The sequence below is a fragment of the Cesiribacter sp. SM1 genome (assembly GCF_020178975.1).
Classification (GTDB): Bacteria; Bacteroidota; Bacteroidia; order Cytophagales; family Cyclobacteriaceae; genus Cesiribacter.
Genome location: NZ_JAHXBU010000090.1, coordinates 164,467 through 183,246 on the forward strand (window position 1 = coordinate 164,467; position 18,780 = coordinate 183,246).

Sequence of the window (18,780 nt, forward strand, 5' to 3'; positions counted from 1 at the left end):
ATCTGAATAAGTCGCAGGTTAAAAGATTGCGAAATTTATAATAAAACAGGCTCTCTTGAAAGGGAGAGCCTGATTAAGGTATAATTATGTGGGAATTAGCAGAAGCTCACCCAACCCTCCTCTAAGGGAGAAGGGTTAGGGATGAGGTTAGTGGCTGCGTGGTAACAATGGCTACTAAGTTGAACAGCCGCTAGTTCGCGTTCTCGGAGAGGAACTTCACGCGCATGAGGCGGAGCTCTTCTTCTGTATAATCGTTGCTGCCGAGTTCTTCCAGGGCAAGCCTTAAACTATCGGATTCTGCATTCATGAAATAATCGTACACCTCATCCTGGCGTTCCTCATCGATATAATCATCGAGGTAGTAGTCCAGGTTAAGCTTGGTGCCAGAGTAGCAGATGTGCTCAATTTCAGAGAGCAGCTCATCCATGCTTAGGTTCTGTGCCTCTGCAATTTCCTTCAGGTCTATTTTACGGTCTATCTGCTGAATTACGAAAATCTTTGTTTTTGAGCGTGTACCCGAGGTTTTCACCACCATATCGGTAGCAGGCTCAATTTCGTTGTCTTCAACGTATTTTTTGATGGCCTCAATAAATGGCTTGCCAAATTTGCTCACCTTGCCCATACCAACACCCTGGATCTGGCTCAGGGCATCTGTGGTGGTAGGGTAAACGGTAGCCATTTCTTCCAGCGACGGGTCCTGGAATATCACATAGGGAGGCAGGTTCTTTTGCTTGGCCAGCTTTTTACGCAGGTCCTTCAGCAGGCTGAACAGGGCCTCGTCGTAGGCACGCTGTGCGACCGGTGCCTCTTTTTCATTTTCCTCCTCTACCTCGTCGGTGCTGTAGTTATGGTCCCTGGTAAAGGTTACAGGTACAGGGTTGATGAGGTACTCGGCACCTTTAGGGGTGATCTTCAGGATGCCAATGTTTTCTATATCCTTTTCCAGGAACTCGTACAGGAGTGCCTGGCGGATCACAGATTTCCAGAAATCAAGCGGCTGGCTGCTGCCTTTTGCCCACACTGGCAGCTGGTTATGGTTATAACTAAGTACGTACTGGTTTTCCGTGCCATGGATCACATCTGCCAGGTGCTGCAGGGCAAAGCGCTGCTCCGTCTGGTCTACCGCCTGCAGCACCAGTTGTAGGTGCTCTCTGGCCTCATATTTTTCGCGTGGGTTCAGGCAGTTGTCGCAAAAGCCGCAGTCTTTACCGAAAGATTCGCCAAAGTAGTGCAGCAGCTGCCTGCGCCGGCATACGGTAGATTCTGCATAAAAGGACATCTCCTGCAGCAGAATTTTGGCATTGTCGCGTTCGGTAACAGGCTTGTCCTTGTTGAACTTCTCCAGCTTCAGGATATCGTTATAGCTGTAGAACATCAGGCAGTGGCCGTCGAGCCCGTCGCGGCCGCCACGGCCGGTTTCCTGGTAGTAGCCCTCCAGCGATTTAGGGGTATCGTAGTGCACCACAAAACGAACATCGGGTTTATCGATGCCCATGCCAAAGGCAATGGTTGCTACAATAATGTCAGTTTCTTCGTTCAGGAAGTCATCCTGGTTTTTGATGCGCACGGCAGGCTCAAGCCCGGCATGGTAGGGGGCGGCTTTAAAACCGTTCACCCGCAGCAGCTCGGCAATTTCCTCTACCTTTTTGCGGCTCAGGCAGTATACAATGCCCGATTTGCCTTTGTGCCCGCTTACAAACTTCACCAACTGTTTTTTGGTGTGTTTTTTAGGCCGCACCTCGTAGTAGAGGTTTTTGCGGTTGAAGGAAGACATGAACACATCGGCATCGCCCATTTCCAGGTTCTTCTGGATATCCTGCTGCACCTTAGGGGTGGCAGTGGCGGTGAGCGCAATTACGGGCAGGTTGCCCAGCTTGCTGATGATGGTGCGAATGCGCCGGTACTCCGGGCGGAAATCATGCCCCCATTCCGAAATACAGTGTGCCTCGTCAATCGCTACAAAGGAAATATCTGCCTTTGTAAGAAATTCTATGTTTTCGTCTTTGGTAAGAGATTCCGGCGCTACATACAAAAGCTTGGTTTTGCCGGCAAGGGTTTCTCTTTTTACCTTATTAATTTCTGCCTTGCTTAAGGTAGAGTTCAGGAAGTGCGCCTGTACACCATAGGCATTCAGCTGGTCAACCTGGTTTTTCATCAGGGCAATCAGGGGTGAAATGACTATGGCTGTTCCTTTCTGTACAAGTGCGGGCAGCTGGTAGCACAGTGATTTACCAGCCCCGGTGGGCATGATCACAAAGGTGTTGCGGCCATCCATCACATTCTGTATGATAGCCTCCTGATTTCCTCTGAACTGATCGTATCCGAATACTTCCTTTAACCTTTCTTTCAAGACATCCTTTTGGTCCACTAACATCGTACGCTACTCTTCTAAGGTTAAGCCACGTTTTTTTCTATATTTGCAATTTAAAAGAAAAATGCATCCGCTTTGCTAAAAGCTAAGAATTTAACGCAGATTGCACAAAAAGTATTGCAGCAGGAATCTGCTGCACTCCAGCAGATTAGCAACTACATCGATAGCAGCTTTGAAGCCTGTGTAAATGCTATCCTGGAACTCAGGGGCAGGGTAGTAATTACGGGCATTGGAAAAAGTGCCATAGTGGCGAATAAAATCGTTGCCACCCTTAATTCTACCGGTACACCAGCCCTGTTTATGCATGCGGCCGATGCCATTCATGGCGACCTGGGCATGGTGCAGAAAGACGACCTGGTGATCTGCCTTTCCAAAAGTGGCAACACCCCGGAAATTAAAGTGCTGGTGCCGCTCCTGAAAAGAACAGGTGCTCTCATGGCAGCCATGGTATGCAATACCAACTCTTACCTTGCCAGACAGGCCGATTTTGTGCTGAATGCCACCATTGAGCAGGAAGCGTGCCCCAATAACCTGGCGCCCACCACCAGCACCACCGTTCAGATGGCGCTGGGCGATGCCCTTGCAGTATGCCTGGTAGAAGCGCGTGGTTTTACCAGCCAGGACTTTGCCCGACTGCACCCCGGCGGTGCCCTGGGTAAGCAGCTGTACCTGAAGGTAAGTGATATTTACAAGGAAAATGAACTGCCCCTGGTGTTTGAGGAAGACAGCCTCAAGGACACCATTGTGGAGATCTCAGGCAAGCGTTTAGGTGCAGCAGCAGTAGTATCTGCAGACCGTCAGCTGAAAGGTATCATAACTGATGGCGACTTGCGCAGAATGTTACAAAAATATGACGATCTTAGGGGCCTGAAAGCCATAGACCTTATGTCTGCGGGGCCCAAAACTGTATTTCCATCCGATTATGCTGTTAAAGCACTGCAACTAATGCAGGAAAACAATATTAGCCAGCTGGTGGTAGTAACCGAAGATGAAGCCCGGGAAGTGGTTGGCTTTGTACACATTCATAATCTTATCAAAGAAGGCATTATTTAATATGAACCCCAACTATTACGTAGTGATCATGGCAGGCGGCATTGGCAGCCGTTTCTGGCCCTACAGCCGCAACAACCAGCCTAAGCAGTTCCTGGATGTGCTAAACACAGGCCAGTCGCTGCTGCAAATGACTGCCAACCGCTTCCGGGATATCTGCCCGGTAGAAAATATCTACATTGTAACCAACACCACCTATGTGCCCCTGGTAAAGGCGCAGCTGCCGGAACTTGCCGACGATCAGATCCTGGCAGAGCCTGTGCGCAGAAATACTGCCCCCTGTGTGGCCTATGCTGCCTATAAAATAAAGCAGAAAAATCCCAGGGCAGCCATGGTGGTGGCCCCTTCCGATCATGCTATTTTTCATGAGACAGAGTTTATCCAGACAGTAGAAAAATCGCTGCAGGAAGCAGAAAAAGGAGATAAGCTTATTACGCTGGGTATTCGCCCCAATCGCCCCGAAACCGGCTACGGCTACATCCAGTACATCAAGGAGCCGGGAGCAACTTTCAAAAAGGTGAAAACCTTTACTGAAAAGCCGCAGCTGGAGCTGGCAAAAACTTTCCTTGACAGCGGCGATTTTGTGTGGAACGCGGGTATCTTCATCTGGAGCGCAAGTGCTATTGTAGAGGCTTTTGAAAAGCACCTGCCTGAGCTGGCAGAAATTTTCGATGATTGCCCCGATTGCTACTACAGCCCTAAGGAAGACGAATTTATACGCTCGGCCTACTCACAGAGCAAGAACATCTCCATCGACTACGGTATTATGGAGAAAGCAGAAAATGTATATGTGGTGCTGGCTGATTTTGGATGGTCTGACCTGGGCTCCTGGGCTTCGCTGCACGAAATCCGCAACAAGGATGAAAATAACAATGCCGTTGATGCCAATGCCATTCTCTTTGAGGCAAATGACTGTATGATCAAGTCAGACCAGGATCACCTGGTGGTGGTACAGGGCCTGCAGGGTTACCTGGTTGCGCAGTGCGACGATGTGATCCTGATCTGCAAAAAAGACGATGAAGCCCGCTTCCGTGAATACGTGAACGAGGTAAAGACCCAGAAGGGTGAGAAGTTTTTGTAAAGAGGAGCGGTGTAGGGCAGTCGGACCCCGGACTGAAGTCCGGGGCTAATTAAAAGAGCTACTCTTTTGCTAACTTAGCCTGTTAACCGCGGAATGCCACGAATTCATTTAGCCCCGGACTTCAGTCCGGGGTTTATTTTTGCCCCCTTTGCCGTACCACCTCATACAGGCAAATAGCTGTGGCCACCGATACATTCAGGGAGCCTACCTGGCCCAGCATGGGTACCAGGGCGCGGGTGTCGGCCAGCTTTAGGTATTCTCCGGAGATGCCGTCTTCTTCAGAGCCCATCAGCAGGGCAACAGGGCCGCTAAGGTCACTTTCCGCAATAGGAGCATCTGCCTTTTCGGTGCAGGCAACAATCTGAAGGCCACTGTCTTTCAAAAAGCGTAAGGTATCTTTTAGGTTGAGCTCACGGCAAACGGGCAGGAAGTTTAAGGCGCCGGCAGAGGTTTTCATGGCATCTGCATTGATGCGGGCACTGCCACGGCTTGGAATAACAATGGCATCGGCACCCAGGCATTCTGCGGTGCGGGCAATGGCACCAAAATTACGCACATCGGTTACCCTGTCGAGTACCACCACCAGCGGCATTCTGCCCAGCTCAAAAGTATGGGCAAGCACCTCCTGTATGGGCGCATAGCGAATAGGAGAGAGGAAGCAAACAACCCCCTGGTGGTTTTTACGGGTAATGCGGTTTAGCTTTTCTACCGGTACCTTCTGGTAGGTGATCTCATTTGCAGCAGCCTCGGCCTTCAGCTCCCTGATCAGGTCGTTGTTAAGGTCGCGCTGTACGAGCAGGTTTTCAATTTCCCGCCCGGCGCGTATGGCCTCCAGTACGGCACGTGTGCCAAAAATAAGATCCTGGTCGTTTACTAATTCTGTGCTTAAGGCAAATTTTGGCCTCTTCTCCATCTGCTTACGGTTTGAAAGTGCGTGCGCGCATAATCCCTGTTCCTTACCAACTGGTAGTATTTAGGGTCGAAAGGATTGACGGCGCGCACAAAGGTAAAGTTTATTTCGGGAATATCGCCCCTGGATCTGTACTGCCATTGTTCGCCATCGGGCCGCTGGGTTACCACATCCGGCGGACCATACAGTACGTAGATCATGCCCATATCGGTTTTCCAGCCCTCCTTAAAGGTGGTAAACAGGCGGTTGGCCTGCGTTACACGGCGGTAATAGCTGCGGATAATCTTGCGTGCCCTGTCCTCTGATTGTGTCATGCGCAGCCAGAAGCGGTCAAGTGCCTGCTTGCTGAAATTTTCACGCTCCAGCTCTGTCCACTCCTCGTTAGTGCTCAGGTAGCGGATGGGTCCGGCAAAGGCAGGAATGGTGCGCGTTTTTGGGAAATACCTGTCCTCGGCACGGATGCCCTTGCCCTTCAGGGTAAGGGTATCGGCCTGTATAAAATAAAATCCTTCTGTTCGTGGCGCTACCTGCTGGCCTGCAGCAATTCTCCGGCGGTTGCTTATCTCCATTTTGTTGCTGCCCGCATTGGGTGAGGTAGTCATGGGGGTGGAGGCTGGCGAGAAATTCAGGTCGTATACAAACATGAACAGGCTGTCGGCCGCCCCGGCACCCGGAAACTGCGGGGCAAAGCTTTCATTTACCAGGGCATAAGGTACCACCAGGGGATTTTCCTGCTGCTGCAGGTAAAAGGCAGGAGCACCAAAGTGCAGCAGTGCCGGTATGTTCAGGGTATACCAGAAGCTGCGCAGGCTATCGGTACTTTGCTGATGCTGCAGTTCAAGCACCAGCCATTCTGCACCGCGGGTGGTATCGATGGTATGCTGAAAGCGGTGGGTGGCCTCGCCCTTGTTCACCGAGCTGAACAGGGGCTCCCTGTGTAAGGAAACAGGATTCTGAAGGCTGTCGCGGTAATGGACATAACCGCTAAGCGCAGTGGTTTTAGCAGGCTGGCTTAGCTGTAGCTGCAGCATCAGCACCGGCAGTTGTCCGGCAGGCTGGTAAAGATCCCAACTGAGCTGCAGGGGCGCGTCAGGCTGGTACTTCCAGCTAAGGTTGGTGGTTGTAAGGTCCTGTGCAAATACGCCTGTGCTGCAGAACAACAGCATTAAAAACAATTGCAGGTAATACCTATGTTTCATATTAAAAAGAGGGGCTGGTATTTGTGCCAGCCGCAGAAGCTTTGTTTACTGATCAAAAATTATCCCGTACCTTTAGCGCACACATGCACGGCGCAAGGTATAAAGCTTATACATGCGCTTAAGCTTTTTCAAAATAAGAAAAAAGGATTAACCTTTATTGCACTCATGGCTCTTTTTAAGACAGAAGTTACTTCAGAAACCATTCAGTCGGATAACCCAATACATCAACGTTTGTTAAAGCCCTATTTGTATGTAGCAGATAAGATAGCGGGTGTTATGGCAGAAATAGGCTGTGGCGACGGCAGGGGAATTGAGCTGCTGGCACCCAAAAGCAGCCGCTACGTAGCCCTCGACAAAAGCACCGCCATTGCCCAGAAGCGGGTAAAGGCTTTGAAGAACGTAGCGTTTATCGAAACCCACATACCTCCCATTCCGCTGGCAGATAATACCTTTGATGTAGTGCTGTGCTTCCAAGTGATTGAGCACATTGTGGACGATACCACCTTCCTGGAAGAGCTGCACCGCATTTTAAAGCCCGGCGGTAAGCTTTACCTCACCACTCCCAATATTGACCTTACCCTTACCCGTAACCCCTGGCACATCCGCGAGTACAAGGCAGCGGAGCTCACAGAACTGGCCGCCAGTATTTTCGGAGAAGTGGAAATGCTGGGCATCACCGGTAATGAAAAGGTGATGACTTATTATGAACAGAACAAGCAGTCGGTGGCCCGCATCACCCGCTGGGATGTGCTGGACCTGCAGCACCGCCTGCCCTCCGGCATCCTCAAAGTACCCTACGAGATTATGAACCGCCTGAACCGTAACAGGCTAAGCAAGCAAAACCAGGGCCTGGTGCAGCAGCTAAGCCACGAAGATTACCTCATCAGCCAGAATCCGGCTACGAGTCTGGATTTGTTTTTGGTGGGGACGAAATAGGGGCTGTTCCAGTTCAAGCAGTTAATATGCATGGGCTATTAGCTTTAGCTTTCACCCCGGGTTGAAACCCGGGGCTAAATGAACAGAATAATGGCTTAGATCATTATATGTTGTGTTCTGTATCAGGATTATTTGTTATGTCACACAGCTTCTGCCAAATATTTATACATGCAGTTTGGACTGTGAAAAATCGGGAGCCATTGCTGCGCAAAGAGGTAAGGGTGGAACTCTACAGCCATATCACTAAAAGGTTTAAGGAGGAAGGCATATATCTGATCAGTTTAGGAGGAGTAGAAGATCATGTGCATTGTCTGTTTCAACTGCCAAGAGATAGAACTGCTGCAGAAATCATGAAGTTGATCAAAGCAGATTCTTCTAAATGGTAGAACACTAAGGGTGTAATTGAAGGTGCTTTCAGTTGGCAAAACGGATACAGTGCTTTTTCGGTAAGCCCACAGCGTGCGAACTATGTTAAACAGTATATTCTGAACCAGGAACAGCACCATCGAAAAGTTTCTTATAGTGAAGAAATGAAAAAATTTGACTTTCCTGGTAATTAATCCATGCTCACCTGGTGAAATAGTATTTTTAAGTTTTTGTGTAGAATAGAAAGTATTTGAAATTACCTGGGGTGGGATTCAATCAGCCACGGGTCTCTCCAGCCTGGGTCTCTCCAGCCCGGGTCTCTCCAGCCCGGATCTCAACTCACGAACAAAAGCTCTGATGATGCACCCCGGGTTGAAACCCGGGGCTAAGTAAGGGTGCCTTTGCACAACCTTCGCTAAAATGATAAAAGCTTGCTGCTTATAATTAGCCCCGGGTTTCAACCCGGGGTACCTGTAAACCTATTTCATTATACCATCATAAAAAAAGCAGCCCCGAAAAACTTCCGGGGCTGCTATTTTTCTGCTTTCAACTATACTTACCTCGCTCTTTGCAGCGACTGGTAGTGTTTGCCTAACAGCTCCTGGTAGCGCTGGGCTTCGGCTTCTCTGCCGGCACCGGCCATGGCCCTGGAGAGCTGGTTCAGGATTACCAGGTTAATCTGGCGCTGGTTGCCGATGTCCTTGTTTTCCTGCTCCAGGTAGGTTAAGAACTCATCTGCACGTTGTGCCATAAGGTTTCCAATTTCTACGGCACGCTCCACATCGCCGGCCTCCAGCAATAGCTGCACGGTAAGGGCAGTGGCGTAATCGTATGGAATGGCCCTGTCTGGCATTACCTCCAGGCTCTTGTGCAGGGCATTCAAGGCCATTTCGGTTTTGCCTTCGTCCAGCAGCGCTCCAGCCAGGGTGTTGAAGGAAGCACGGTGGTTCAGTACAAAGTTGCGGTAGTCTTCGGTATAATAAACATCTTCATTGTCGAGCTCACGCCAGAAGAAGTCATTCATCATGTTATCATACATCTCCTGGGTGTTTACCAGCTCTGCCTGCGGGTTAGGGTTGCGCGTTGGCAGCAGGCGGTAGGTTGTGCCCTCATGCACCACATACTCCGAAAGGTCAAAGCTGATGCTCTGCAGTGAGGTGTTGTTGAAGTACACCGGGCGCTCCCAGTTGTTGGTTACCAGCAGGTCCAGCAGCATCAGGTCTTTTTTCTCCAGGGCATTGCCGGTCATCTTAAACTCCATCTTGTCTACCAGCAGCTCCTCCATGTTTTCCGGAATAATACCTTTATCCAGCAGCTCCTGGCGGTTGATGTTCAACGAGAGCGTGCGGGAAGGAATGGTGTTCACCTCGTCTGATGGCGTAGACAGCCTGATGGCAGGATGGCCCTCACGCACCAGATTAATGTACTGCTCCAGCGGCAGGGCACCCTTCAGGTTCTTGTTCTCATAGAAGTACACCACATCATTCAAGCCACCCTGCTTGTAGTTTTCCTTGGTAAGGCTGATGGGCAGAGGCTCAGACTCGTTCATCTGCATTTTCATCTGGTCAATGTACCAGTCGGTGTTGAAGTAGGTAAGTACGATTACGCGAACATCGGTCCTGAAGCCCTCAACCTCCTGTGCGTACCAGAGCGGGAAGGTATCATTATCGCCGCCGGTAAAGAGTATGGCGTTTGGTGCCAGGGAGGCCAGGAAGTTCTTGGCAGAATCTACCGAGAAATAGCGGTTAGAGCGGTCATGATCGTCCCAGCCCTCTGCCGCCATTACACCAGGCACCAGCAGGCATAGCGCAGTAGCAAGTGCCGGGGCTGCAATAGGATTCTTTTTGAACGCTTTTTCGAATACCTCTGCAATGGCGATCACACCAAAGCCAATCCACATGGCAAAGGCATAGAAAGAGCCTACATAAATATAATCGCGTTCGCGTGGTTCAATAGGAGGGGAGTTCAGGTACAGGATCAGGGCCAGGCCCGACAGGAAGAACAGCAGGAGCACAAAGCCAAAACCTGTTTTATCCCTGGAGAACTGGTAAAAAGCACCCAGTACTCCTAAAATCAGGGGGAGCATCCAGTAGTTATTGCGGGCTTCGTTGTTGGCCAGCACATCGGGCATGTTCTCGGTGCTGCTGTTGAATGGGGTAAGCACGCCGGCATCTTTATAATCGCCCTGGCGGCCCACGAAATTCCAGAGGAAGTAGCGCCAGTACATATGTCCCATCTGGTAATCGAACATATAGGCAAGGTTATCGCCAAAGCCGGGCGATTCATGCGGCTGCAGCCCCATGCGCTGCCTGTAGAGCTGCTGGTGCTGAGGTGCCGTGCTGTAGGCACGCGGCAGAATGGTCATGCGCGTGTTTTCACCATAAACCGGCACAGGCTTATAGCTGGCAATTTCATACTTGTCTTCTCCCTTGCGGTAAACAGGGTCGCCGCGGTCGTAGCGCTCCAGCTCTGCATCAAAATACTGTCCGTAGAGCAGGGGACGGTCGCCGTACTGTTCCCTTTTCAGGTAAGAAACAAAGGAGATCAGGTTTTCGGGGTTGTTCTCGTCGATAGGCGGGTTAAAGTTACTCCGGATCACCACCAGCGTATAGCTGGAGTAGCCAATCAGGATAAACACCAGCGCCAGCAGGGCTGTATTAAGGCCGACCATTTTTTTGCGCTCGCTCCAGATTACGCCAAAGACTAGCGCGCCCAGGAACAGCAGCACAAAGAATATAGCACCTGAGCCAAAGGGTAGTCCCAGGCTGTTTACAAAGAATATCTCGAAAGAACCGGCAATAGAGGGCAGGCCGGGTATAATGCCTACCATCACCACACCCACAATTACCAAACCGATAAACATAGCCAGCAGTACGCCTGCTGTGGTATATTTGGTGTAGCGTTTGTGGTAATAAATGAGTGCAAGCGCAGGCACTGCCACCAGGTTGAGCAAGTGAACGCCAATGGAGAGGCCCATGATGTAGGCAATCAGGATCAGCCAGCGGTTAGAGAGGCGCGGATCGTCCAGCAGCTCCCACTTCAGCATGGCCCACACCACAATTGCCATAAAGAACGACGACATGGCATATACCTCGGCCTCTACTGCCGAAAACCAGAAAGAATCAGAAAAAGTATAGGCCAGCGCACCGATAAGGCCACTGCCGATCATCAGTACCGACTGGCGGGAAGATTCAGCACCCAGTGGCGCATTCACCATTTTACGCGCCAGCAGCACAATGCTCCAGTATAGGAACATAATAGTAAAGGCACTGCTGATCACACTCACCCAGTTTACGAACAGGGCCACTGATTCAACGTCAGGGGCAAAGAGTGAGAACATCCGGCCAATCAGCAGGAAGAAAGGCGCTCCGGGAGGGTGAGGCACCTCCAGCTTGTAGGAGGCGGCAATAAATTCACCCACATCCCAGTAACTGGCGGTAGGCTCAACGGTAAGTCCGTATACCACCGCGGCCAGAAGAAACACTCCCCAGCCAACCAAATCATTCAAACGCTTAAACTGCTGCATATTTTAGAGTTTTGCCTGCCCTGCAGGAACACTGCCCGGGAAACCTTAATCCCGGCAGAAATTTTTATCAACGGCTAAAGAACGGCGAAAATAAAGCCAATAATGCTTCCGGCCGGAACTAGAATCGTTAAATAATGTTAAAATGGCTTTTACACAAGCCGCTGCAAAAATATTCTATTTATTCAGAAAAAGTAATTGTTTTTTAGGGTTCGTAAGCGGGGCTGTGTTTGAGGGTGGATTTGTTCGTTGTTACCTCATCCCTAACCCTTCTGACTAGCCGTCCGCCTCTTAAAGGAGAAGGGGATTTGGCCGCCAGATGATTTAACAGGGTCTTGCGGGGGTTGGCCTTTTTTCTGGGGGCAGGGTTGTGTATTACAGGGTATCTACCAGTACAAACATCCGCTTGTACTAAAGATAGATGAGGAAATGGGTTTAGTACAGCACAGGCGGGTGCCTGTACCCGGTTGAGAGTGATATCAGGCGCATCCGGGGAATCCTGATGGATAACATTAACAATATGAGACTTTAACCCTGCTTCCACCCCAAATCATGAAAAAATGCAGTAAATATCACATGGGAGAACTAGTCTGCTCCTTTTTTGATTAATATTACATTGTGCACGATATTTGCGTTAACTCCACCATGAAACACCTGATTCTCTTATTGTTGGTATGCTTCACTACGACTGCATTTGCGCAGACGGCCTCCACTGATACCCAGTTGGTAGAGGCACCGGGCTTATCTTCAGATGAAGAGAAACTCCTACTGATGGACATGACCCTGCAGATGGAAACTGCAGATGCCATCAACCAGATGTACAACTTTAAGTTTGCCAGGGCCGAGCAGCAGTTTCGCTGGATCAAGCAAAAATACCCCACGCACCCGCTCCCTTATTTCCTGATGGGCCTTAGCCAGTGGTGGAAGATTATGCCCAATGTGGAGAACGAGCGCTACGATGTGCGCTTCACCCAATACATGGACAGCACCATCTACTTTGCCGAGCGCATGTTAAGTGCCGACGAAAGCAATGCCGAAGCAAAATTTTTCCTCTCCGGCGCCTGGGCCTTTAAAAGCCGCCTTCACTCAGAGCGCAAAAGCTGGCGCAAAGCCGCCTCTTCCGGTAAAAAAGCCCTGGAGTACCTCGAGCTGAAAGGCGAGAAAAAAGCACTTAGCTCTGAGTTTCTCTTTGGCGATGCCCTCTATAACTATTATGCCGAGTGGGTGCCTGAAAACTACCCCCTGCTGAAGCCTGTGCTGATGTTTTTCCCCGATGGCGACAAGCCCCTGGGCATGCAGCAGCTAAAGGAAGTAGCCAATAATGCCTTCTACACCCGTACCGAGGCACAGTATTTCCTGATGCGCATCCTGGCCCTTGATGAAAACAAGCCCTACGAAGCCCTGCGCCTTTCGGAGTACCTGCACAAGACCTATCCCGATAACCCCTACTTTCACCGCTATTACGCCCGTATGCTCTACACCACCGGCCAGTACACCAAGCTGGAGGAGACTTCCAAGAACATCCTGGACAAGATCGACAACAAGATGCCCGGTTACGAGTCCATCAGCGGACGCTATGCAGCCTTTTACCTGGGCCAGATGTACGATGTGCTCAACAAGCACAACGATGCCCGCAAATACTTTATCCGTGTAATAGAGTTCGCCAAAAGCACCAACGACCTTGATTCCGGCTATATGCTCTACAGCCTCCTGGCCCTGGGCGACATGGCCAAGGAAGACGGCGACGAGCGCCAGGCCAAACGCTACTACAAAGAAGTAAAAAAATACGGCGACCGCGGCCACTCAGCACATTCCAAGGCCAGGGAGAGGCTGAAGGAGATGTGATTTTATTAACTTTACTTCACATTGCTGTGCATAGGGAAATGAACCGCATAAGTGAAAGTGCTTAACCTAAGCCCTCGCGCATGACTTGGATCGATCTTTTTCTTACCCCCTTCTATCTGTTGATCATATATGTATTGGCTTATATTGTCAAGCCACATGTAAGCAATAGACATACAGGTAAATATTTCATTCCTGCTTTAAGCCTGAAATTACTAGGGGCAGTTTGCCTTGGTTTAGTGTATCAATTTTATTATGATGGTGGGGATACGTTTAGTTATTTTAATTCTGCTAAGCAAATATGGGAAGCATTCAATAAAAGTACAGCAACTGGTATTGATGTGATTACAGCAGAGGCTGGAAATTATTCCGGTAATTCGAGTACTTATACCATGCGAATGTGGGGATTTAGGAGCCAAGCTAATTTGATGGTGATAAAAATAGTAGGTATTCTAGGCCTGATAAGTTTTGGTTCCTACACAGTCATTAGTTTGTTGTTTGCAGTTTTGAGTTTTTCAGGCCTTTGGGCCATGTATCTTACTTTTTATAAAATTCGGCCAACCCTTCATAAAGAACTTGCCATAGCCTCCTTTTTTGTGCCTTCTGTTTTTTTCTGGGGTTCGGGGATCATGAAGGATACTATTTGTATTGGGGCCTTAGGTTGGGCTTTTTTTGGTTTTTACCATCTTTTGCTGGCAACTGAAAAAAAGATCTTTTCGTTTGTTATTCTGGCTGTTTCAATTTTCCTTATTAAGGAAATCAAAACATATTTAATTCTTTCTTTTCTGCCTGCAGCTATTTTTTGGATTGTTTTAGAGTACAATAAGAGGATCAAGCAGGTGTATATAAGGGTTTTAGTGTTTCCTCTTATATTGGGTATAGGATTAGTAGTAGCTTATTTTGGAGCTGTAAAGGTGTCGGAAGATAGTGATCGCTACGCAATTGATAAAATTGCCGAAAGAGCAGCCATTACTTCGAATTATTTAGAGAGGCAGACATTAGCGCGTGCAGGTGTTGGCAGAAGAACTGGTTCTGAGTATTCTGTCGGAACGCTGGACGGCAGTTTTGGAAGTATTTTAACGGTAGCCCCACAGGCAATTGTAGTTACCTTATATAGGCCATTTTTATTTGAGGTAAGAAATCCTGTAATGTTATTATCAGCCATTGAAGCCTCCTGGTTTCTGTTCCTTACTATATACATTATATGTAAAACAGGTGTAATTAAATTTTTTACCGTTGCTTTCAAAGATCCTTTAGTTTCTTTTGGAATGATATTTAGTATTGTCTTTGCAATTGGAGTAGGGGCTACCTCTGGTAATTTTGGTACCTTGGTTAGGTATAAGATACCATTGATTCCTTTTTATCTGGTTGCTCTTTATATTATGCTGGCAGAACTTAGAAAGTTTACTGGTAGAAAAAAACAGGTGCGTCGACAACGTTATGTTGTGCATACCACACCAACACCTATGATTTAAAACAATCTATGTTTATCAGGCCATGAAAATAAGGATCTCTGAAAGGTAGAATGATGAATCTTTCTGCCAGAGCTTCTTAGCTTGTGTTCTGCAAATAATATACATTGCTGCATAGTTTGCTTACCGAGTAATGATATATCAGCTTTATTTCAATTAATTAAGTTCTGCGAAAACTCCTGCCAATTGATATCAGGTATGCTATTATAAGGTGGGTAGAACCTTCCATGTCTCGAATATAATCCAATTACGTAAGTGAAATTAGTCTGATAAATAACTTTGTATTCTAAATTGTTATATGAATGCCAATCAATACTTCCATAACTTTTCTTTGATAACTCTTTCATGTCAATGGGATTCATTTTGTTATCAAGCCCAATAAACTCGGCATTCGAATCAACGAACATCCACCCCTTCTGTGTCAGCACTTCAAGTAAAGCATGAGACTCATTCCCAGGAGTTAGTAAAGCTTTTGTTGTACTACCGCTAATTCCTGTTGATAGTACAGTAATGTGTCTGGTCTTAAAGTTATATGTGCGTAGTATTTTTTCGATTACCCTGCTTCTGTCATAGCATAATCCGTAGCGAGAATTATACAAGTTCTCGGGTTCTCTTGGACTACCCTCTGGTATACCCTGATTGATTGGTGCTACAGAGAGTACCCTATTCTGGACAGCCATAATAAACCTAATTTCTTCTTCAAAAGACTTTGGCAGTGACAAAGAAAGACTGTCCTCTTCTAGAATTTTGGATATATATATCTGATCGCTTTCAGTAATGGAATTGTCAACGTTATGGAAAATCAGTACACCAACCAGAGAAAGAACTGCTGAAGTCAAGAGAAATAGTAATAATTTTTTCATATAACACAATAGAAAAACTTATCTGAAAGATTGATGTTTGAGCGTCTAAAAGCTGATATGCATCTTCAAGCTTTTGGTTTTTGATTTATTTAGATATTAATACTTCTACTTCTATGGCTTTCAGATAGATAGCTTAATTTTCTTGGTTACTATAGAGAGCTTATGAGAGTTGAAATTAATAAAAATAGCAGACTTATTTTAAGTTTATGGTTAGTATATTTATTTGAAACCATGGAAGGAACAGTTACATATTGAAAATCTGACACTATCAGTTGATTCTAACTGCAGTGTTGATCAATGCCATGCGAAAGGAATTTTATGAGAAAAGATTCAAATAATTACAATAGTTGGCTGACACTGAAAATTTAGCTTCCACACTTGCTCTGGCCCGCTTGCCTATGGAGCAGCGTAGGTAAGTGTCTTCTATTAACCTGCTTATTGATGACTCCCACTCCTCCGGGCTATCAGCTAAATACCCATTTTTATTATGTTGAATAATGGTCTTATTAACCCCTACAGGTGATACAACAGAAGGTACACCCAAGGCCATATATTGTAAGGCCTTGAAACCACATTTACCTTCCGACCATTTGTCGGCCGTCAGGGGCATCAGGCCTATATCCATCTTCAGCAGGTCATCTGCTTCTGTTTCTTTATTCCATTTCCTGAACTCCAACCTGGGAATCCGTAGATCGGGTGTGTGGTTAGAAATAATCAGGAAGCTGATGTGTTGATACTTTGTGGCTAAATGGTTAAGCACTGGTTCAAGTAACTTTAGGTACTTTAGGGTGCTGTGGGTACCTGTCCAGCCCAGAATCACCGGCCCATCGCGGTGTTCCTTTAGTCGGTTGTGCAGGTGTACCGTGTCAATTGTAGTCGGGTTCGTTACTACATAATTGTTGTACTGCCGGGCCCAGTTAGCTAAATAGTCATTGCCGCAGCTTACCCTGGTACTCCAGCGGCAGATAGAGGCTACTTTTTGGTGCCATTTCAGGCCTGCAGCCAGCTTGTTTTGTTCCGAAGTGTTGGGTAGCCAGATGGCATCATCAAAATCGTAAATAACTCTTTTTCTGAACACTTTCGTGATGAGCCACTCAAAAAGGGGAGGCCCCAGGGGAGCCGCTTCGCGGTGTATGAACACCCAGTCGTATCTGTAGATGCTGGGCAATAGTGCTATTCTCCTGAGAAAGCCTTTGGCAATACCCAGGGCTTTTTTGGAGCCATTGCCCGATTTGTAAAGTATCCGCCAGGTCTCAAGGTCTAAGAAAGAGGCAACGGTGTAGCGGTGGCCTTCTTCTTTCAGTATGTCGAAGTACTGTTCAAAGCGAAAACGTTGCGAGGGAGCTTCTCCCTCCGGATATGGTACTACAAATAGAATGTTCATGTTCAATCCCCCTGCTGCTGCTGTTTTAAACCTGGCAGGTCTTCAAGACCTGTCAGGTTTGCTGACGCTTGCAAAGAAAGTACTTTACCAATATCAATAATGTTATTTCCTAAAATCCCTTGCACAAAAAGCTGCCGTTCAGCAGGTTTTCCCGGTTGTAATGCATCGGAACATCGCCCATCAGCACCTGCCCGCCGGCACCTTCTACAATGGCCTGCCCAGCGGCAGTATCCCACTCCATGGTAGGCTTGCCCCGGTAATAGATGTCAGCAGCGCCATCGGCTACCAGGCAGAATTTGATAGAGCTGCCTGAATCAACATAATTAGTAATGGAATATTGTGCCAGCACCGCATCGTCTTCATCACCAGAGTGAGAGCGGCTGCGGACGGCAGTCAGCTTTTCTGTTTTATTGTTCACCTTCAGTTTTTGTGCCTCTTTGCCCTTCTGCTGTTTAAAAGCACCATAAGCCGATCCGCCCCAGTAGAGGGTTTCTTTTACAGGTACATAGATCACCCCAAACAGCGGCTTGTGGTCTTCGATCAGCGCAATGTTTACCGTGAACTCACCATTCCGTTTAATAAATTCCTTGGTGCCATCGAGCGGATCTACCAGCCAGCAGCTGCTCCAGTGCTGACGGTCACTGTATGGAGTCTGCATACCTTCTTCCGATAGTACCGGTATCTGCGGGAAACGTGTTTTCAGGCGCCCGTCTATCACCACATGCGAACGCTGGTCGGCAATGGTCAGGGGGGAGTCATCGGCCTTGTAGTCTACAGTATCGAACAGGGAGGTGTCGTGGTATACTTTCAGGATTTCTTCACCGGCTTTAACGGCAGTGTCGATCAGGTACTGGATATCATTCTGGGAGAGCAGAGTAGGCATAAAAATGTGCTTGTGTTTTAGGTTAGTATTAAATGCAAATATAAGGAGGTATGGGGTATGAGGTACCAGGTATGTGCATAAAGTCTGCAGCATATGCCCGGCTTTATTACGTATGGGTAGGGGTGGAGGTTGTAAAAAATCTTTTCCAAAACCGAAACCCTACCCATACACACACCGTTTGCTAAAGGGTCGTTTCGCAATTTGGAAGGGGTACGGATATTCCTGCTAGCGAAGCCCTTTATTTATGGCAAAATATTTTTAGTTTTGCATCTGGTTCAGAAATAATTTTTTTGTGGAGAATATTCACCCAATCTTTGACAGGATTCTTGACCGTAGTCAAAAAGAGCGCTTGCTCAAACAACGCGCGGCCGTCATCTGGATGGTAGGCTTGTCCGGCTCGGGCAAAAGTACCATTGCACAGGCCCTGGAAAAACGTTTGCACCAGGATGGCTGCCTCACCCAGCTGCTCGATGGCGATAACCTGCGCAGCGGCCTCAACAGCAACCTTGGCTTTTCTGAAGAAGACCGCCGGGAAAACCTGCGCCGCTCTGCCGAAACAGCAAAGCTGTTCCTTAACTGCGGCATCATCACCATCTGCTCCTTTATCAGCCCTACTGCAGAGGTGCGGGAAAGGGCTAAATCCATTATTGGAGAGGCTGATTTTCTGGAAGTGCATGTAAAATGTTCTTTTGATGCCTGCGCAAAGCGCGATGTAAAAGGACTTTACGCCAAAGCTCTGCGCGGCGAGATCAAAAATTTTACAGGACTGGATGCTCCCTTCGAGGAACCTCAGAACCCCTGGCTCCAGCTTAATTCCGAAGAAGAAAGCGAAGAAGCCTGTGTGGAGCTCCTATATACAAAACTGATTCAACGAGTAAAAACTCAGCAAGATTAATTTAA

At 47.9% G+C, this 18,780-nt stretch carries 14 protein-coding genes; 7 read left to right on the forward strand and 7 right to left on the reverse strand.

The genetic code is table 11. The features are described from left to right. Positions 1-190: 190 nt before the first annotated feature. Complete coding sequence (gene recQ / locus KWJ01_RS17170) at positions 191-2,374, reverse strand: DNA helicase RecQ (protein WP_224998079.1); 2,184 nt, start codon at positions 2,372-2,374, stop codon at positions 191-193. A 72-nt stretch (positions 2,375-2,446) separates the two neighbouring features. On the opposite strand from recQ, the gene KWJ01_RS17175 reads away from it, so the two are divergent. Both KWJ01_RS17175 and KWJ01_RS17180 read left to right on the forward strand, forming a co-directional pair. Beyond that, positions 2,447-3,424 carry an SIS domain-containing protein gene (locus tag KWJ01_RS17175; protein ID WP_224998081.1) on the forward strand — a complete coding sequence of 326 codons (978 nt, stop codon included), beginning with the start codon at positions 2,447-2,449 and terminating at the stop codon, positions 3,422-3,424. 1 nt (position 3,425) lies between these two features. Beyond that, entirely contained in the window at positions 3,426-4,502 is a 1,077-nt protein-coding gene (locus tag KWJ01_RS17180; protein WP_224998083.1) for a mannose-1-phosphate guanylyltransferase, read from the forward strand. A 133-nt stretch (positions 4,503-4,635) separates the two neighbouring features. Here KWJ01_RS17180 and rlmB read toward each other — a convergent pair whose 3' ends face one another. Continuing rightward, positions 4,636-5,415: a 23S rRNA (guanosine(2251)-2'-O)-methyltransferase RlmB gene (rlmB, locus tag KWJ01_RS17185; RefSeq protein WP_224998085.1), complete on the reverse strand. Its 780-nt coding sequence runs from the start codon at positions 5,413-5,415 to the stop codon at positions 4,636-4,638. Further along, the gene (locus KWJ01_RS17190) at positions 5,388-6,611 is read right to left on the reverse strand and encodes a GWxTD domain-containing protein (RefSeq protein WP_224998086.1); all 1,224 of its coding nucleotides are present in this window, start codon (positions 6,609-6,611) and stop codon (positions 5,388-5,390) included. Before KWJ01_RS17190 ends, rlmB begins: the two co-directional genes overlap by 28 nt. Positions 6,612-6,776: 165 nt before the next feature. On the opposite strand from KWJ01_RS17190, the gene KWJ01_RS17195 reads away from it, so the two are divergent. After that, entirely contained in the window at positions 6,777-7,547 is a 771-nt protein-coding gene (locus KWJ01_RS17195; protein WP_224998088.1) for a class I SAM-dependent methyltransferase, read from the forward strand. Positions 7,548-7,684: 137 nt separating this feature from the next. Then, positions 7,685-7,933: a transposase gene (locus KWJ01_RS17200; RefSeq protein WP_224998344.1), complete on the forward strand. Its 249-nt coding sequence runs from the start codon at positions 7,685-7,687 to the stop codon at positions 7,931-7,933. A gap of 536 nt (positions 7,934-8,469) precedes the next feature. On the opposite strand, the gene KWJ01_RS17210 is transcribed toward KWJ01_RS17200, so the two are convergent. Further along, complete coding sequence (locus KWJ01_RS17210) at positions 8,470-11,439, reverse strand: DUF2723 domain-containing protein (RefSeq protein WP_224998089.1); 2,970 nt, start codon at positions 11,437-11,439, stop codon at positions 8,470-8,472. 642 nt (positions 11,440-12,081) lie between these two features. Here KWJ01_RS17210 and KWJ01_RS17215 point away from each other — a divergent pair. Together KWJ01_RS17215 and KWJ01_RS17220 are read left to right on the forward strand one after the other, a co-directional pair. After that, complete coding sequence (locus tag KWJ01_RS17215; protein WP_224998090.1) at positions 12,082-13,281, forward strand: tol-pal system protein YbgF; 1,200 nt, start codon at positions 12,082-12,084, stop codon at positions 13,279-13,281. Between the two features lie 80 nt (positions 13,282-13,361). Continuing rightward, a complete protein-coding gene (locus tag KWJ01_RS17220) occupies positions 13,362-14,753 on the forward strand; it encodes a hypothetical protein (protein ID WP_224998091.1) in 1,392 nt (463 codons plus the stop codon). 149 nt (positions 14,754-14,902) lie between these two features. Here the strand turns inward: KWJ01_RS17220 and KWJ01_RS17225 are convergent, their stop codons facing one another. The 3 genes from KWJ01_RS17225 to cysQ all read right to left on the reverse strand — a co-directional run bounded on the left by KWJ01_RS17225 (position 14,903) and on the right by cysQ (position 17,880). After that, the gene (locus KWJ01_RS17225) at positions 14,903-15,613 is read right to left on the reverse strand and encodes a transglutaminase domain-containing protein (RefSeq protein ID WP_224998092.1); all 711 of its coding nucleotides are present in this window, start codon (positions 15,611-15,613) and stop codon (positions 14,903-14,905) included. Between the two features lie 316 nt (positions 15,614-15,929). Next, the gene (locus KWJ01_RS17230) at positions 15,930-16,997 is read right to left on the reverse strand and encodes a glycosyltransferase (RefSeq protein WP_224998093.1); all 1,068 of its coding nucleotides are present in this window, start codon (positions 16,995-16,997) and stop codon (positions 15,930-15,932) included. 109 nt (positions 16,998-17,106) lie between these two features. Beyond that, positions 17,107-17,880 (reverse strand): 3'(2'),5'-bisphosphate nucleotidase CysQ, encoded by a 774-nt coding sequence (gene cysQ, locus KWJ01_RS17235; RefSeq protein ID WP_224998094.1) that lies wholly within the window; start codon positions 17,878-17,880, stop codon positions 17,107-17,109. A gap of 292 nt (positions 17,881-18,172) precedes the next feature. Between cysQ and cysC the strand changes: the two genes are divergently transcribed. Next, positions 18,173-18,775: an adenylyl-sulfate kinase gene (cysC, locus tag KWJ01_RS17240; RefSeq protein ID WP_224998095.1), complete on the forward strand. Its 603-nt coding sequence runs from the start codon at positions 18,173-18,175 to the stop codon at positions 18,773-18,775. Positions 18,776-18,780 lie beyond the last annotated feature (5 nt).

Bases quoted from the DNA above. Each gene is read 5' to 3' on its own strand.
- recQ (WP_224998079.1), bottom strand. From the start codon at position 2,374: ATGTTAGTGGACCAAAAGGATGTCTTGAAAGAAAGGTTAAAGGAAGTA.
- KWJ01_RS17180 (WP_224998083.1), top strand. From the start codon at position 3,426: ATGAACCCCAACTATTACGTAGTGATCATGGCAGGCGGCATTGGCAGC.
- rlmB (WP_224998085.1), bottom strand. From the start codon at position 5,415: ATGGAGAAGAGGCCAAAATTTGCCTTAAGCACAGAATTAGTAAACGAC.
- KWJ01_RS17190 (WP_224998086.1), bottom strand. From the start codon at position 6,611: ATGAAACATAGGTATTACCTGCAATTGTTTTTAATGCTGTTGTTCTGC.
- KWJ01_RS17195 (WP_224998088.1), top strand. From the start codon at position 6,777: ATGGCTCTTTTTAAGACAGAAGTTACTTCAGAAACCATTCAGTCGGAT.
- KWJ01_RS17200 (WP_224998344.1), top strand. From the start codon at position 7,685: ATGTCACACAGCTTCTGCCAAATATTTATACATGCAGTTTGGACTGTG.
- KWJ01_RS17210 (WP_224998089.1), bottom strand. From the start codon at position 11,439: ATGCAGCAGTTTAAGCGTTTGAATGATTTGGTTGGCTGGGGAGTGTTT.
- KWJ01_RS17215 (WP_224998090.1), top strand. From the start codon at position 12,082: ATGAAACACCTGATTCTCTTATTGTTGGTATGCTTCACTACGACTGCA.
- KWJ01_RS17220 (WP_224998091.1), top strand. From the start codon at position 13,362: ATGACTTGGATCGATCTTTTTCTTACCCCCTTCTATCTGTTGATCATA.
- KWJ01_RS17225 (WP_224998092.1), bottom strand. From the start codon at position 15,613: ATGAAAAAATTATTACTATTTCTCTTGACTTCAGCAGTTCTTTCTCTG.
- KWJ01_RS17230 (WP_224998093.1), bottom strand. From the start codon at position 16,997: ATGAACATTCTATTTGTAGTACCATATCCGGAGGGAGAAGCTCCCTCG.
- cysQ (WP_224998094.1), bottom strand. From the start codon at position 17,880: ATGCCTACTCTGCTCTCCCAGAATGATATCCAGTACCTGATCGACACT.